Here is a 15,635-nt window from a genome sequence, read left to right on the forward strand (position 1 = left end):
GCTCCTCAGCGGATCTGGTTGATCAGCAGCGCGCCTTCGGAGACGACCCGCTCGCCGGGCTTGAGCCCCGCGCTGACCGCCACCGTGGCGCCGTCCAGCGGCGTGCTCGTCACGACTCTGGGCTCGAAGCGCTCCGGCGCGGCCTTGACCCAGACCATGGTCTGGTTCGAGGCGCTGCGCACCAGTGCTGCGGCCGGCAGGCGCACGCCCTGCACGGTGCTGCGGCTGTGCACCAGCACCTGCACCGGCTGGCCCAGGGCCAGGTCTTGCAGGCCCGTGCCCTGGACGCGGAACAGCAAGGGAATCGCCTGCTCGCGCAACGCACGCGCGGCGCCGATGAAGTCCAGCTTGACCCCGCTGACGGCCAAGGCCGCACCGGCGATGTCCTGCGCTGCGGCGCCGTCGTAGGCCAGGGCCTCGACACGCAGCCGTGCCGGATCGACGATCTCGAACAGCAGCTCGCGCGCGTCGACCACCTGGCCGGCCACCGCGGCGGCCGACGCGATCACGCCGCTGACCGGGGCCAGCAGCGCCTCGCGCGAGGCCAGGCCGGCACCGACCGCCGCGATGCGCGCGCGCAGGCTGGCCAGCTCGCTTTCGGCCGCCTCGATCTCCTTGCGCGGCACGCTGTCGGCCAAGAGTTTGAGCCGCGCCAGGCGCTGCTCGGCCAGGCCGCGCTGGGCCTGCCATTCGGCGATCTGCGCTGCCTGGCCGGCGCGCTCCAGCGCCTCGCCACCCGGGCGCACCCAGGCCAGCAGCTCGCCCTTGCGCACGGTCTGCCCGATCGAGGGCAGGCCGCGCGGCCCGGCTTCCAGGCGGCCAGCCATCAAGGCCTGCACCTTGCCGCCGGCGTTCGGGTCCATCACGACGCTGCCGGCCAGCGCGCTGACGCGCGGCAGCGCCTCGACGCTGCTGACTTGCGTACGCACGCCGATCTGGCGCTGCGCCGGCTTGGGCAGGAAGACCGCGCCATCGGGCAGGCGCTGCGGGCCGTTGCCGCTCGCTACCGGCGGTGCGTCGCCGTGGTCATGGCCGGGGCCGGCCTGGGCCAGCAGCGAGGCCGCGAGCAGGGTCAAAACGATCAGAGGCTGCTTGCTCATGCCGCAACTCCTTGGCGGCGTGCGCGCAGGCTCAGCAGCACGGCGGCCCCGGCTGCGGCGATCAGTGCGCCAGCGGCCCAGGGCTTCCAGGCGAGTGCCGCCGCGTCATTGGCGTGCCCGTCCGCGTGCAGATCGAGTTCGCCGGCCAGCAGATCGCTCTGCGCGCCGGCGCTGACGGTGACGGTCACCGGGATCGTGCCGGGCTTGAGCTCCTCGGCCAGCGTGGCCTCGAATTCGCCGTCCTTGCCATGCGGCGTGGGGCGCAGCTTCAGCGGCCCCAGCTCCAGTTCCAGCGTCGCGTTCTTGACCGGCCGGTTGTCGGCCGCGTGATCGAGATAGAGCGTCAGCTGCTTGCCCTGCAGCACGCCGACCAGTTCGAAGTCCTCGGACACCGCGTGGAAACGGGGCAGGGCAGGGCCGGCTGCTGCGGCCGGGGCGTCATGGCTGTGGCCTTCGCCGGCCCACAGGGCTGGCGTCAGTGCCAGCGCCATCGCAGCGATGAGGCCGCGATGACTGATGAAAGTGAAAAAGAGCATCGGTAATCCTTGAATGGTTGTGGCGTTCACTGCGGCAGCAGGCCCAGGGCCTGGCGCAGGGTGGACAGGGCGTGCTGCTGGCCGAGCCGGGCGCGTTCGCTCTGGCGCTGGGCCTCGAAAGCCTCCTGGGCCACGCGCAAGCGGGTCGGCAGATCGGTCTCGCCCAGGCCGAAGGCCTTGTCGACAAAGCCCAGGGTCTCGCGGGCCAGCTCGGCGCGCCGTGCGGCGGACCGGAGCTGGGCCTCGGACGCGGCGAGCCGCGCACGGGCGGTGGCGAGTTCGGCCGCCAGTCTTTGCTGTTCCAGCGTCAGCTGGGTCTCGGCCTCGATCTGGGCGGCGGCGGCCGTGGCCAGCTGGGTCTTGCGCTGGCCATCGCTGCCGAAGGGGATGCGCAGGCCCAGCGTGACGGTCTGGCCCCAGGCCTCGCCCCGGGCGCCGCGCTCGCGCGCGGTCGACAGGCTCAGCTCGGGGCTGGCGCGGCCTTGCGTGCCGGCCAGTTCGCGCGCATGGCGGGCCAGGCGGGCGCGGTCCTGCAGCTCGCGCAGCGCCGGATGGGCCTCGAGACCGTGGTCCTCACCGCTTGGTGCGGGCTCGCCGCTGCCGGCGGTCTCGGGTGCGACGCCGCTGAGGGCCTGCAAGCCGAAGCGGGACTGGGCCAGAGCGGCCTGGGCCTCGGCCAGCTCCGCCTGGGCGGCGGCGATGGCAGCCTCGGCCTGGTGCTGATCGGCGCGCGACAGCTCGCCGGCCGCGACGCGGCGGGCCACATCGCGGCCGAGCTGACCGGCCTGCTCGACCCTGGCCTGCGCCAGCCCCAGGTCCAGCGCGGCACGCTGCCAGCCCCACCAGGCCTCGCGCAGCAGGCCGGCCAGGCGCCACTGGGCCGCCGCGATGCGGCTGTCCAGCGCGCCGAGCTCGGCGGCGGCCAGCGCTTGCGCCCGGCCGCGTTCGCCGGGTCGCCACAGCGGCGCGGCAATGCCCAGCTCGATTTCGCGCGCACCGTCGTTGCGGTGCAGCCGGTCGGTCTTGCTGGCGATTTCCAGGCTGGCGGGTTCGGCCGTCCAGCTGCGGGCGCTGGCCTGGCGCCCCTCGGCGGCCTCGCGATGGGCCGCAGCCGCCAGGGCCTCGGGCTGGCGCTGCCAGGCGGCCGTGAACAGCTCGGCCAGGCCGGTCTGTGCCTGCGCGGGCAGGCTCAGGGCCATCGCGATGACGCAACAGCCCGCCCCCTGGGTGATCCAGGGTTTTGTGATCTTCATGGTGTCCCTCGTCTGGGACGGGCGCAGCGGCCCGCCCGGTCAACAACAGATGTCGACGCGGGGCTGTATCGGCCCCGGTCGCAGCGTCAGACCGGGGACGTGTGGGGTGGGCGTATCAGCCGTTCGGGCAGGCCGTCGGTGACCGAGCGCCGGTAAGGCGTGGCCTGGCTGTCGGCCGGCCAGTCCTGCGGCTTCGAGGGATGTACCATCATGATGCCGGCCACCGCGCCATGGCAGCTGGGGCAATCGGCGTCGATGCCGCTGCCATCGACATCAGCATCGGCGTCACCGCTGTCCTGATGCTCGTGCTGGTGATGGCCGAAATGCGCGGCGGCGCTGGCCTCGGTCTCGTGCTCGCAATAGCTGGCCGCGGCCGCCCAGGTCCACTGGAGCGGCAGCAAGGTCAGCATCAGGATCAGCACAAAGCGGCGCATGGGGCGGCAGTGTAGCCAATATTGGGGCCCTGCTCTTGGGGGTGGGGCGCTGCGGAGGGGTCGGCCTGTGGTCGAATAGCGTTGTTGTCGAGAACGATGGGCCCGCGATGCAGCAATACGATGTCGAAGCACCCGCCTGGCTGCCGGCCCTGAACCTGTGGGTGCAGAAGCTGGGCCTGTGGCGTGCGCTGGCCCTGTTGGTGGGGGCGGTGTGGCTGATGGCGGTGGGCATCTCGCAGCTGGCCATCACGCTGCTCGGCGAGGGCAACCGCCTGATCGCGACGCTGGCCGCCAGCACCTGTGCGATCAGCATCACCAGCGTGTTCGGCTACCTGTTCCTGAGCCTGGTCCAGCACCTGGACAAGGCGCACAAGAACATGACCCGCCACGCCACGCTGGACTCGCTGACCGGTACCTTCAATCGCCGCCATTTTCTCGAGCTGGTCGAGCGCGAATGGTCGCGCGCCAAGCGTTACGAGATGTCCTGCGCGCTGCTGCTGATGGACATCGACCATTTCAAGCAGGTCAACGACCGCTTCGGCCATCTGTGCGGCGACCAGCTGCTGCGCGAGATTGCCGAGGTCAGCATCGAGACCCTGCGCCAGCCCGATGTGCTGGCGCGTTTTGGCGGCGAGGAGTTCATCGTCTTCCTGCCGCACACCGATCCGTTGGGGGCACTGGACGTGGCCGAACGCATCCGCGAGCGCATCGAGGCGCTGGACTTCAGCTGGCGCGGCGAGCCGGTGCCGGTCAGCGCCAGCCTCGGCGTGGCGGCCCTGCATGCCGAGCACATCACGCTGGATCACCTGATCTCGGATGCCGACGAGGCGCTCTATGTGGCCAAGTCAGCCGGCCGCAACTGCGTGCGTGCCGGTGCCGGCCTGCTGCCGGGCCGCTCCAGCGTGACCAGCGGCTAGGGCCCGCCGACTAAGGCAGAACCATGCGCCGGGTGTAGCCGGTCATCTCCAGATAGCCACGCCCGATCAGCCGGCCGTCGCTATCGAACAGCTCGCTGGCGCCCTCCCAGTACAGCAGGCCGCTGCTGGCGCGGGCATCGATCTCCTGGGCATCGAACATCGCCCTGACCTGCAGCCCGGCCTGCACAGGCGTGCTCAGCCCCCACTCGACCGGGTACTCGGCCTGGCTAACGGGGCTGCGCCAGCGCCGGCCGGGCCGGAACTGCAGCTCGCCATTGCCGAAGCTGCGCACGCGGCCGCCGCTCTCGCGCCAGCTGCCGCCGGTCCACAGGCTGCTGCCATCGGCGCGGCGCAGCCGGAACGCTGTCAGCGCGCTGCCGTCCAGCAGATTCAGCCCCAGCCAGTCCCAGCCGACCGCCTCGGGCGCCAGCAGGCTGTCGCTCCACTCGTGGTCCAGCCAGGAGTGGCCTTGCAGCGTCAGCAAGCGCCCGTCCAGGCTCAGCCGGCCGCGGGTCTGCATCTGGCTGCGGCTGTAGTAGTGGCTGGCCTGGCTCTCTTCGGGGCCTTTGCGCGAATAGCCGGCATCGCCCTGCAGCAGCGGCGGCAGCGCGCTGTGCAGGTCCAGGTCAAGCGCGAATCCGGCATGGGCGCTGCCGAAGCGGGCACGGTAGCGGTCGTCATCGGCACGGCGCCGCAGACGCCAGTCGCGCAGGCGCAGATCGCAATCGGCCTCGGCCGCCTGGATGCCGCCGGCGCTGCTGCGCGCCAGCCGCTGCTCATGATGCAGACGCCCGGCGCGCAGATCGCTCAGCGCCACATGCCCCAGCAGCAGCTGGCGCGGCGCCAGCCCGCTGGGATGCGACTGCACGGCAGGGTCGCGGTTGCGCAGGCGGAAAAAGGTCAGCTGGTAGCCGAACAGCGGCGGCTGCGCCGCGTCCGCACCCAGCAAGCCGGTCAGATACCACCACTCGATGCCGGTCTCGGGGTGGGCACCGAAGTCGCGCGGGAACTGCAGCGGGCGGCGGCTGATGCCCGACACGCCCGATACGGCCGGCGCTGCCTCCGCGATGACCGGCGTCGTGGCCAAGGCCCAGAGCAGCAAACCGCGCCTGCCTATCACGGCGCAGCCTGCCTGGATGATCGTGGCAGCAGCCGGCCACGGCGATGCGCCAACGCCAGCAGCAGAGCACAGGTGCCCAGCAGTGCGAGCAGCGTGATGACCGAGCCTTCGATGCCGAAGGCGCCGCCGGTCAACCAGTCCGGTCCGGCCAGTTGGCCATACAGCAGGCCGGCCTCGGCCTTGTGCCCTGACACGACCGCCGAGAACAGATGGCCGGCACAGAAGTTCCAGGCCAGGTGCAAGCCGATGCCCAGCCAGAGCCGCCCACTGGCCAGGTAGGCGGCTGCGAACAAAATGCCGGCGACGGTGACGTTGAGTGTCGACAGCAGGGTGGCACCGTCGTTGGGCAGATGCGCCAGGCCGAACAGCAGTGACGAAGCCAGCAAGGCCGGCACACTGCCCAGCACCCGTTCCAGCGCCTTGAAGAGGATGCCGCGCACCAGCAACTCCTCAAACACGGCCACCAGGGTCATGTCCCCGAATGATTTCAATGTCGCCAGTCCGATCGGATGCATGCCCTGCAGATGAAAGACTTGCAGCAGTGACAAAGCGCCAAACACCGTGACCACCAGCAGCGCACCGCCCAGCAGACCGAGACCCAGCTCGCGCGCTGCACCAGCGCTGGCGAACTCGGCGGCGGGCCGGCGATCAATGCGCAAGGCATAGAAACGAAAGGCGGCCGCCATCAGCACCGTCGCCAGCAACTGCGGCCACAGCAGGCGTGCGGGTTTGGGCAGGTTCTCGGCCAGCACCATCACGACCGACATCGCTGCGATCACCATCAAGGCGCCCAGCAGCACCCTCAGCAAGGCATAGCGGGTCAGCAGCGAGGGCCTGGCCGCGCGGTCAGACGCTGGATGCGGTGGTATCGGGGCGGTGGCCAGCATGTTTTTCATTCTTGTGCTCCTTGAAGCGGTGAGGGCTGGCGCGCAGTATCAGAGCGAGCTGCGCTGGCCAAGCGGCCCGAATGACGAACTGCGCCATGGCCCTCTCGACCTGCAGAAGCCGCCGACAGGCGCGTTGCGGCACTCACCAATCCTCCCTCACCGCCTGCACCGCATCGACCCTGCCGGCCTTGGCGAAGCTCGCCCAGGCGGTCAGCAGCGAGGCGGCGATCACCGCCAGCAGCAGCGCGGCCAGGCGGGCGGTGGGCAGGCTCAATTCCATGCTCCAGTGAAAGCTCTGCGGGTTGACCACCCAGACCAGCACCGCGCTGACGCCCAGGCCCAGGGCCAGGCCGGCGAGGGCGCCGGCTGCGGTGAATAGCCCCGTCTCCAGCACCAGCAGGCGCTGCAGCTGGGCCTGGGTGAAGCCCAGATGGCGCAGCAGGCCGAACTCGCGTTTGCGCGCCAGCAACTGAGCCGACAGGCTGGCGGCGATGCCGAACAGGCCCAGGCCCAGCGCCACCGCCTGCAACCAGTAGGTGACCGCGAAGCTGCGATCGAACAGGCGCAGCGACAGCGCCAGCAGCTCGCCGGTGGCGGCCAGCTCCAGATCGGCCGGGTCGGCGGCCAGCGCGCGCAGCCTGGCCTGGGCCTGCACGGGGTCAGAACCCGGCGCCAGCCACAGCGACAGCTCGGTGATGCGGTTGTCACCGCTCCAGCGCTGGTAGTCGGCCAGCGACATCAGCAGCGCGCCGCTCTGGCGGCTGTAGTCGCGCCAGACGCCGCGCACGAAGAACTGCAGGGTCGGCGGCGCCGCTGAGCCGGGGCTCAGGCTCAGTGCCAGCCGCGCGCCGGGCCGCAGCGCCTGCTGGTCGCGCATCGCCTCGTTGATGTAGACGGGCATCAAATCCGGCGCCGGCGGCTCGGCCAGCGGCCCGACCAGCGGCAGCCGGTTCTCGTCGCGGATGGCGCGTGCCAGCAGGCTCAGCTCGGTCTGATCGCCGGCCCAGGCGCGGCGGCTGCGCTGCGGGGCCAGGTCTTGCGCCAGGCCGCTGGCGCGCACCGCCTCGATGAAGTCCGGTGCCAGCGGCGCCTCGCGAAGGCTGCTGCGCAGATAGAGGTCGGCCGGCAGCATCTGGCGCAGCCAGTCCTGCAGCGAGGCACGGAAGCTGTGCACCATCACCAGCATCGCCACCGACAGCGCCAGCGCCACCAGCACGCCGGCCAGCATCTGCGTGGCCGCGCCGGCCTGGTCGCGGGCGCGCTCCCTCAGCAGCATCAGACCGGCGCTGCGCCGGCCTGGCAGCAGCCGAGTCAGCAGGCGCACCAGGCCGGGCATGGCTGCGATGCCGCCCATCAGCAGGCAGAGCATGGCCAGATAGGCGGCCAGCGGCACGCCGCCAAACGGCGGCAACAGCGCCAGCAGCATGCCGGCCAGCAGCAGGGCCGGCGCCAGCCCGCGCGGCAACCGCGTCTGCAACTCGGTGCCCAGGCCCTTGAGTACCTGGGCCACCGCCATGCGCCGCACGGCCAAGGCCGGCAGCAGCGCGCTGAGCAGGCTGACCGCCAGCCCCAGGCCGCCGAACAACAGCATCTGCCAGGGCTCAAGCCGCAAGGCCGGCCCATTGCCACTCAGCGGGCCGCCGAGCAGGCCGCTGCCCAGATCGCCCCCCAGCAGGCGCAGGCCCAGCGCGGCCAACCCGGCGCCCAGCGCCAGGCCCAGGCCGCTGCCCAGCAGGCCCAGCAGTGCGGCCTCGGCCAGCACCAGGCGCATGCGCTCGCGCGCGCTCATGCCCAGTACGCCAAGCAGCGCCAGCTGCGGCAGGCGCTGGGCCACCGACAGCGAGATCACCGCGAACACCAGAAAGCCGCCGGTGAACAAGGCCATCAGCGACAGCACGCCCAGGTTGACGCGGTAGGCGCGGGTCAGCCGCGCCATCTGGTCTTGCTCGTCCTGCGGCGCAGCGGCGACGCTGCCCTCGGGCAGGGTCAGGTCTTGAGTCTGTACCCCGGGCTGCAGCCGCAGCTCGATGCGGTCCAGCCGGCCGAGCCGGCCGAACAGGGCCTGGGCCGCCGCGATGTCCAGCACCGCCAGCGGTGCGCCGGGGGCGGCGACGCTGCCGGCCAGGCGCAGCTCGACATCGCGAGCCCGGCCATCCTCGCCCACCAGCCGCAGCCGCACGCTGAGCGGGCGCGGGCTGGGCAGGCGCCGCAGCGCCGCTTCGTTCAGGAAGAGGGCGTCCGGTGCCAGCAGCGACTGCAGGGCCTGGCCCTCGTCAAATGCCCGGGGCAGCAGGGCCGGATTGAACTGGGCGGTTTGCAAGGCATCCAGGCCGAGCAGGCGCAGGGCGAAGCGCCCCTCCGTCAAGACCTGGGCCTGTCCTTCGATCACCGGCGCGGCCTGCTGGACCTGGGGCGCTTGCATCAGCCGCTCCAGCAGGGCCTCGTCCAGCGGCCGCCCGTCGCTGCCGCGCAGCAGCAGATCGGGCGTGCCCGCCAGGCTGCGCTGGGCCGCGCTGAACTCGGCCAGCGCCGAGCCGTTCAGCAGCTGCACGCCGAAAGCCAGGGCCACGCCCAGCGCGATCGCCAGCAAGGCCAGCAGCTGGCGGCCCCACTGGGCCTTCAGCGCCGGCCAGGACAGCGCGATCAGCCAGCGTGCCATGGCTGCAGGCCGTGCTGATCGCTCATCAGCAGGCCGCGATCGGCGGCGGCGGCGGCGCGTTCGGAATGGGTCACCAGCAGGCAGGCCGCGCCCTCCTGCTTGCACTGCTGGCGCAGCAGGTCCAGCACCTGGGCGGCGTGACGCGGGTCCAGATTGCCGGTGGGCTCGTCGGCCAGCACCAGGGCCGGGCGGTGCACCAGCGCGCGGGCGATCGCGACACGCTGCAACTGCCCGCCGGAGAGCTGGCGCGGCAGGCGGGCATCGAGCCCGTCCAGACCCACCGCCGCGAGCATCTGCCGCACGCGGCCGGCGTCGGGCGCACCGAGCAGCAGCAGCGGCAGGCCGACGTTGTCGGCCACCGTCAGATGCGGCAGCAGATGGAAGGCCTGGAACACAAAGCCCAGATGGCGGCGGCGCAGCAAGGCCTGGGCCTGCTCGGGCAGCGCGGCGATGTCCTGGCCGGCCAGCAAGACCTGACCCTGATCGAGCCGGTCCAGGCCGGCCAGGCAGTTCAGCAGGGTGGACTTGCCGCAGCCCGATTCGCCCAGCAGCGCCACCAGCTCGCCGGCCTGCAGGCGCAGCTCGATGCCGGCGAACACGGGGGTGTCGCCGTAGCGCTTGGCCAGGCCGCGGGCCTCAAGGACCGCCATCGTGGAGCAGCCGGTACACGGCGGCCAGCAGATGCAGCGGTGCCTCGGGCGACTCGCAGGCGATCACCTGGCGCTGCGGCATGCTGCGCAGCCAGGTGTGCTGGCGCTTGGCCAGCTGCCGGGTCGCGGCGATGCCGCGCTCGGGCAGGGTCTTCATGTCGCCAGCGTCCAGGGCCTCCCAGACCTGGCGGTAGCCGACGCAGCGCATGGCAGGCAGGCCCAGATGCAGATCGCCGCGCGCGCGCAGGCGCTCGACCTCGGCGATCAGGCCCTGCGCCAGCATCTGCTCGAAGCGCTGCGCCAGGCGCTGATGCAGCCAGGCGCGGTCGCTGGGCTCCAGCGACAGCAGCGGCCAGTCGACGCCGGCGCTGCGTTCCTGCTCGGCATGCAATTGGGACAAGGGCTTGCCCGCCAGATGCCAGACCTCCAGCGCGCGCTGGATGCGCTGCGAGTCGCCGGGCGCCAGGCGGGCCGCAGTGACCGGGTCGACCTCGGCCAGCTTCGCATGCATGGCCGGCCAGCCGATCGCGGCGGCCTCGGCATCGAGCCGGGTGCGCAGGGCCTCATCACCCTGCGGCAGGGTCGAAAGGCCATCGAACAAGGCCTTGAAATAAAGCATGGTGCCGCCGACCAGCAGCGGCAGCTTGCCGCGCGCCAGGATCTCGGCGGCCAGGCGCTGCGCGTCCTTGGCGAACTGCGCGGCGCTGTAGCTGTCCAGCGGGTCGAGGATGTCGATCAGGTGGTGCGGCACGGCGGCCAGCTCGGCCGGCATGGGCTTGGCCGTGCCGATGTCCATGCCGCGATAGACCAGGGCCGAGTCGACGCTGATGATCTCGATAGGCAGCACCTCGGCCAGCGCCAGCGCGCCGGCGGTCTTGCCGCAGCCGGTCGGGCCGGCCAGGCAGATCGGGCTGAGCTTCATGCGGGCACCACCGGCCGCAAATGCCGCTCCTGCGACTGCACCAGGGTCCAGCCGCAGAGGGCAGCGGCCAGGCCCAGCACCATCATGGTCGCGGCCATGGGCCGCACCGTGCCGTCCAGGCTCAGGCCCAGCCAGCCGCCCAGCGCGAAGGCCACCAGGGCCGAGGCGAAGCCCGACAGCGCCGCCGCCGCGCCGGCCTGCTTGGGGAAGGGGCCGACCGCGCCGGCCTGGCTGCAGGGCTGCAGCACGCCATGGCCCAGCATGACGAAGACATGCGGAATCATCAGCGCCCAGACCGAGGGCGGCCAGACCCAGGCGGCCAGGCCCAGGCCGCAGGCACCGATGAAGGTGAAGAAGGCGCCGCGCCGCACCGTGCGGGCCAGGCTCAGCCGCGCCAGCCAGCGCCGGCACAGCAGGGTGCCCAGCACATAGAGGCCGGCGCCCAGACCCACCAGCAGGCCGTAATGGCCGCGCGACAGGCCCAGCACCTCGATGAAGACAAAGGCCGAGGCCGCCAGAAAGGTGTAGAGCGTGCCGTAGGCCAGGCTGGTCAGCAGGGTGTAGGCGCGAAACGAGGGGTGGGCCAGCACCAGGGCCCAGTTGGCCAGCAGGCGGCGCGGCCGCAGCGCCTCGGGGTCAGGTCTTGCAAGGCTCTCGGGGATACGCAATGCCACCAGGGCCAGCGCTGCCGCGCCGGCCAGCGCGATGGCCAGCAGGGCCCAGCGCCAGCCGAAGGCGCCCGCCAGCGCCCCGCCCAGCGGCGGCGCCAGCATCGCCAGCACACCGAGGCCGCCCAGGGCCCGCGCCATCACGCGAGCGCCCTGCTGCGGCTCGAACCAGTCGCGCAGCATCGCGCGCGCGCCGACCACGGCCGCAGCCAGGGCCAGGCCCTGCAGCGCGCGGCAGACCACCAGCAGCCAGATGTCGGCCGCCAGCGCGCCGGCCACCGCGGCCCCCGCATACAGCGCGAGGCCGGCCAGCAGCACCGGCCGGCGCCCGATGCGGTCGCTGAGCGGGCCCAGCAGCAGCTGGCCGAAGCCGAAGCTGAGCATCAGCGCCGACAGGGTCAGCTGGGTGGCCGCCATCGGCGCGGCCAGATCGGCGCGCAGCGCGGGCAGGGCCGGCAGGTAGAGATCGGTGCTGATCGGTTGCAGGCCCAGCAGCAGGGCCAGCGCGGCGATCTGCCAGCCCAGCGTCGGTGCGAGAGGCGTTTTCAATCAAAGCGCTCCCAGGGCGACAGAAAGCGCCATTGCCCGGTCGGCAGATGGCCCAGATTGATGCGGCCGATGCGCACCCGCTTCAGGCCGACGACCTTGAGCCCGACCAGCTCGCACATGCGGCGGATCTGGCGCTTGCGGCCCTCGCGCAGCACGAAGCGCAGCTGGTCGTCATTGATCCAGCTGACCTTGGCCGGCTTCAGTTGCACGCCGTCCAGCTCCAGCCCATGGTTCAGCAGGGCCAGGTCTTGCGCCGGGAAGCGCGCCATCGGCGCGCCTTCGCCGGCCAGCTCGACGCGCACCAGGTATTCCTTCTCGACCTTGGAGTCCTCGCCGATCAGCGTCTTGGCGACGCGGCCGTCCTGGGTCAGCACCAGCAGGCCGGTCGAATCGATGTCCAGGCGGCCGGCGGGCGCCAGGCCACGGCTGTGGCCGATGTGGTATTTCAGGCCCGAGGGGTCTTCGCTCCATTGGTTGGCGCTCTTGATCAGCACCGAGGCCGGCTCATAGCCGTCCTCGGCCTGGCCGGAGACATAGCCGATCGGCTTGTTCAGCAAGATGGTGACCTGCTTGGCCTGCTCTTTGTGGGCACGCGGGTCGATTTCTATCTTCACGCCCGGCTGGACGCGCTGGCCCAGCACGGCCATCTTGCCGTCCACCCGCACCCAGCCCGCGCCTATCCACTCATCGGCCTCGCGCCGCGAGGCCATGCCCAGCGCGGTCATGTGCTTGGACAGGCGTTCGCCCTCGCTGCTCGGGTCGCGGTAGTTGTCGTCGTCATCGTCGTCGTCCCGGTGACGCGGCGCCGGGCGCAGCGGGAAGGCACGCGGCTCTGGCGGGCGGATGTTGGGGCGCGGACCGGTGGCGCGGCGCTGGTCGCGGCGCGGCTCCTGGCGGTCTTCCTGACGGGCCTCCGGGCGCTGCTCATAGCGCTGCGGCTCATGGCGCGGATCGCGCCGGCTCGGCTCACCGGCAAACTCGGGCCGGGGGCCGCGCACGGGGCGGTCCTGGCGTTCGTAGGGCGGCTGTGCGCCTTCGCTGCGGCGTTGCGGGCGACGGTCCTCGAAGCGCGGGGCATCGTCGCGGCGCGGCGGCCGGGCCGCAGCTGGGCGTTGCTGCTGCTGAGCTTCCTCGGCGGCACGGCGCTGCTCGAAAGCGGCCTGGCGTTCGGCGCGTTCGGTCTGGGCCGCCGCCAAGCTCTGGCGCGGGCGCGAGACGCCCTTGCCGCGCAAGGGACCGCGGCGCTCGCCCTCGGGTTTGTCGACGGCGCCGGGTTTGTTGTTCTTTTTGTTCAGTTTCAATGTGGCCATCACGGCTCCTTCGGGGTGGCGGTCGGCTGCGTATCAGCGACCGCGCAAAAACAGCGCATCGAGCTCGCGCATGGTCAGCTGGCGCCAGGTCGGGCGACCATGATTGCACTGATCGGCACGCTCGGTGCGCTCCATATCGCGCAGCAGGGCATTCATCTCGTCCAGCGTCAGCTGGCGGTTCGCGCGCACCGCGCCGTGGCAGGCCATGGTCGCGAGGATCTCGTGCTGGGCGCGTTCGATGGCCTGGCTGGCGTCGAACTGGGCCAGCTCGGCCAGCACGCTGCGCGCCAGCTCGATGACATCGCCACCGGCCAGCGCGGCCGGCCGGGCCCGCACCGCCAGCACCTTGGCCGACAGCGGCGCGATATCGAGGCCCAGGCGCTCCAAGGTCGTGGCCTGGGCCTCGGCGGTGGCGATCTCCTGTGGCGTCGCGGCAAAGGTGACCGGGATCAGCAGCGGCTGCGACTCGATCGCGGCGGCCCCCAGGCTGGCCTTGAGCCGCTCGTAGACCACCCGCTCATGGGCGGCATGCATATCGACAATGATCAGCCCCTGGGCGTTCTCGGCCAGCACATAGACGCCCTGGATCTGGGCGATGGCACGGCCCAGCGGCCAGTCGTGCTGGGGCAGGGCGGGGGCAGCGGCGTGAGACGCAGGGCTGGGGGCAGGTGTTGCCGGCTGGCCGTACAGCGTCGCCACTTCGGCCAGTCCCAGCGAGACTTGCGCGCTATTGGCGATCGGGCTGCGCCAGCTGGGTGCTGCGCCGCCGTAACCGGGGGCGGGTTCGGCGGCCGGCTGAGCGAACCAGGCCGGCGGATGGCCGGGCGCCGGACGGAAACCGGTGGCACCGGCGGCGGCCTGCTGGGCCTGCTCGATGGCGGGCGTGGCGGCCGTCGCCTCGCTGCTGCGCGACAGCGCCAGCGCATCCTGCACCGCATAGCGCACCTTCTGGTGCATCTCGCGACCGTCGCGAAAGCGCACCTCGATCTTGGTCGGATGCACATTGACATCGACCCGGTCGGGCGCGATCTCGATGAAGAGCACATAGCAGGGCTGGCGGTGGCCGTGCAGGACATCCTCATAGGCCGAGCGGATGCCGTGGGCGATCAGCTTGTCGCGCACGAAACGGCCGTTGACATAGACGTACTGCATATCGGCGCGACTGCGCGCGGCCTCCGGCAGGCCGGCGCGGCCGTAGACGCGCAGCGGGCCGGTCTCGGCGAACACCGCGCGGCTTTCGGCCATGAACTCGGCGCCCAGCACATCGGCCAGGCGCTGCTCGGAGCTGGCGATGCGCAGCTGCTCGACCAGCTTGCCCTCGTGCCAGACGGTGAAGCCGACATCGGGCCGGGCCAGCGCATGGCGGCGCACCGATTCCAGGCAATGGGCCAGCTCGGTCGCATCGGTCTTCAGGAACTTGCGGCGCGCCGGCGTGCTGAAGAACAGTTCGCGCACCTCGACGCTGGTGCCGCGGGCACGTGCCGCCGGCGCCAGCTCGCCGGAGCGGGCATCGAGCCGGTGGGCATGGGCCGCGCCCTCGCAGCGGCTGGACACCGCCATCTCGGCCACCGAGGAGATCGCGGCCAGCGCCTCGCCGCGAAAACCCATGGTTGCGACCGATTCCAGCTCGTCCAGATTGCGGATCTTGCTGGTGGCGTGGCGCTTCAGCGCCAGCGGCAGCTCCTCGACCGGAATGCCCAGGCCATCGTCCTCGACGACGACGCTGCGCACGCCGCCGGCCATCAGCTTGACGTTGACCTGGGTGGCGCCGGCATCCAGCGCGTTGTCCACCAGCTCGCGCACCACCGAGGCCGGGCGCTCGACCACCTCGCCGGCGGCGATCTGGCTGATCAGTTCATCGGGGAGTTCGCGGATGGCGCGGCGCTGGGTCGCCGGCACGCTGGGGGAAGACAAATCCATGGGCCGATTGTAAGAAGTCCTGTCATCGACGCGGTATCAAGCCCGGTCATAATCCGCCGCCATGGAATTCGCGAGCTTTCTGATCGACTTCATCCTGCATGTGGACAAGCATATTGCCGCGTTCGTGCAGGCCTATGGCGCCTGGGTCTATGCCCTGCTGTTCCTGATCGTCTTCGTCGAGACCGGGTTGGTGGTGATGCCATTTCTGCCGGGTGATTCGCTGCTCTTCGTGGTCGGCGCCCTGTGCGGCACCGGCGTGATGAGCTTGCCGCTGGCCATCACCGTCCTGCTGATCGCGGCCATTCTGGGTGATCAGACCAACTACCTGATCGGGCGCTACTTCGGCCCCAAGGTGTTCCAGTGGGAGCAGTCGCGCTTTTTCAACAAGCGCGCTTTCAATGCGGCGCACGAGTTCTACGAAAGAAACGGCGGCGTGACCATCATCATCGCCCGCTTCATGCCTTTCATCCGCACCTTCGCTCCCTTTGTGGCCGGTGTGGCCGAGATGAGCCGTGGCAAGTTCACGCTCTACAACGTGGTCGGCGCCCTGATATGGGTGGTCGGGATCACCGTGGCCGGCTATCTGTTCGGCAACATCCCCTTTGTGCAGACCCATCTGAGCAAGATCATCTGGGCCATGATCATCATCCCGGGCCTGATCGCGATCTACGGCGGCTGGAAGGCCAGCCGCCAGCAGGTGGCCTGAGCCC

Annotated in this window: 14 protein-coding genes; 2 read left to right on the plus strand and 12 right to left on the minus strand. The window is 71.3% G+C overall.

The window, feature by feature from the left end:
• Window positions 1–5: 5 nt before the first annotated feature.
• From ABGI63_RS14820 to ABGI63_RS14835, 4 genes are all read right to left on the minus strand, one after another.
• The gene (locus ABGI63_RS14820) at window positions 6–1,100 is read right to left on the minus strand and encodes an efflux RND transporter periplasmic adaptor subunit (protein ID WP_349743156.1); all 1,095 of its coding nucleotides are present in this window, start codon (window positions 1,098–1,100) and stop codon (window positions 6–8) included.
• On the minus strand, window positions 1,097–1,636 hold the full coding sequence (locus ABGI63_RS14825) for a hypothetical protein (protein WP_349743157.1): 540 nt from the start codon (window positions 1,634–1,636) through the stop codon (window positions 1,097–1,099). The genes ABGI63_RS14820 and ABGI63_RS14825 overlap by 4 nt, the downstream gene beginning before the upstream one ends.
• A gap of 26 nt (window positions 1,637–1,662) precedes the next feature.
• Window positions 1,663–2,889, minus strand: coding sequence for a TolC family protein (locus tag ABGI63_RS14830; RefSeq protein WP_349743158.1), 1,227 nt, complete (start codon window positions 2,887–2,889; stop codon window positions 1,663–1,665).
• 86 nt (window positions 2,890–2,975) lie between these two features.
• Complete coding sequence (locus tag ABGI63_RS14835; RefSeq protein ID WP_349743159.1) at window positions 2,976–3,323, minus strand: hypothetical protein; 348 nt, start codon at window positions 3,321–3,323, stop codon at window positions 2,976–2,978.
• Window positions 3,324–3,430: 107 nt separating this feature from the next.
• On the opposite strand from ABGI63_RS14835, the gene ABGI63_RS14840 reads away from it, so the two are divergent.
• The gene (locus tag ABGI63_RS14840; RefSeq protein WP_137940868.1) at window positions 3,431–4,240 is read left to right on the plus strand and encodes a GGDEF domain-containing protein; all 810 of its coding nucleotides are present in this window, start codon (window positions 3,431–3,433) and stop codon (window positions 4,238–4,240) included.
• Between the two features lie 10 nt (window positions 4,241–4,250).
• Here the strand turns inward: ABGI63_RS14840 and ABGI63_RS14845 are convergent, their stop codons facing one another.
• The 8 genes from ABGI63_RS14845 to mutL form a co-directional block, all read right to left on the minus strand.
• Window positions 4,251–5,360, minus strand: coding sequence for a lipocalin-like domain-containing protein (locus ABGI63_RS14845; RefSeq protein ID WP_349743160.1), 1,110 nt, complete (start codon window positions 5,358–5,360; stop codon window positions 4,251–4,253).
• Window positions 5,357–6,256, minus strand: a complete 900-nt coding sequence (locus ABGI63_RS14850; RefSeq protein WP_349743161.1) for a CPBP family intramembrane glutamic endopeptidase — start codon at window positions 6,254–6,256, stop codon at window positions 5,357–5,359. The genes ABGI63_RS14845 and ABGI63_RS14850 overlap by 4 nt, the downstream gene beginning before the upstream one ends.
• 133 nt (window positions 6,257–6,389) lie before the next feature.
• A complete protein-coding gene (locus ABGI63_RS14855; protein ID WP_349743162.1) occupies window positions 6,390–8,906 on the minus strand; it encodes an FtsX-like permease family protein in 2,517 nt (838 codons plus the stop codon).
• Entirely contained in the window at window positions 8,891–9,556 is a 666-nt protein-coding gene (locus ABGI63_RS14860) for an ABC transporter ATP-binding protein (protein ID WP_349743163.1), read from the minus strand. The genes ABGI63_RS14855 and ABGI63_RS14860 overlap by 16 nt, the downstream gene beginning before the upstream one ends.
• Complete coding sequence (gene miaA, locus ABGI63_RS14865; protein WP_349743164.1) at window positions 9,543–10,478, minus strand: tRNA (adenosine(37)-N6)-dimethylallyltransferase MiaA; 936 nt, start codon at window positions 10,476–10,478, stop codon at window positions 9,543–9,545. Before miaA ends, ABGI63_RS14860 begins: the two co-directional genes overlap by 14 nt.
• On the minus strand, window positions 10,475–11,695 hold the full coding sequence (locus ABGI63_RS14870) for a Bcr/CflA family efflux MFS transporter (protein ID WP_349743165.1): 1,221 nt from the start codon (window positions 11,693–11,695) through the stop codon (window positions 10,475–10,477). The genes miaA and ABGI63_RS14870 overlap by 4 nt, the downstream gene beginning before the upstream one ends.
• Window positions 11,692–13,005 carry a pseudouridine synthase gene (locus ABGI63_RS14875; protein ID WP_349743166.1) on the minus strand — a complete coding sequence of 438 codons (1,314 nt, stop codon included), beginning with the start codon at window positions 13,003–13,005 and terminating at the stop codon, window positions 11,692–11,694. Before ABGI63_RS14875 ends, ABGI63_RS14870 begins: the two co-directional genes overlap by 4 nt.
• A 33-nt stretch (window positions 13,006–13,038) precedes the next feature.
• A complete protein-coding gene (mutL, locus tag ABGI63_RS14880) occupies window positions 13,039–14,925 on the minus strand; it encodes a DNA mismatch repair endonuclease MutL (protein ID WP_349743167.1) in 1,887 nt (628 codons plus the stop codon).
• Window positions 14,926–14,986: 61 nt separating this feature from the next.
• Here mutL and ABGI63_RS14885 point away from each other — a divergent pair, with 61 nt between their 5' ends.
• Window positions 14,987–15,631 carry a DedA family protein gene (locus ABGI63_RS14885; protein ID WP_349743168.1) on the plus strand — a complete coding sequence of 215 codons (645 nt, stop codon included), beginning with the start codon at window positions 14,987–14,989 and terminating at the stop codon, window positions 15,629–15,631.
• Window positions 15,632–15,635: the final 4 nt, after the last annotated feature.

Source organism: Roseateles cavernae (assembly GCF_040187885.1).
GTDB lineage: Bacteria > Pseudomonadota > Gammaproteobacteria > Burkholderiales > Burkholderiaceae_C > Roseateles_E > Roseateles_E cavernae.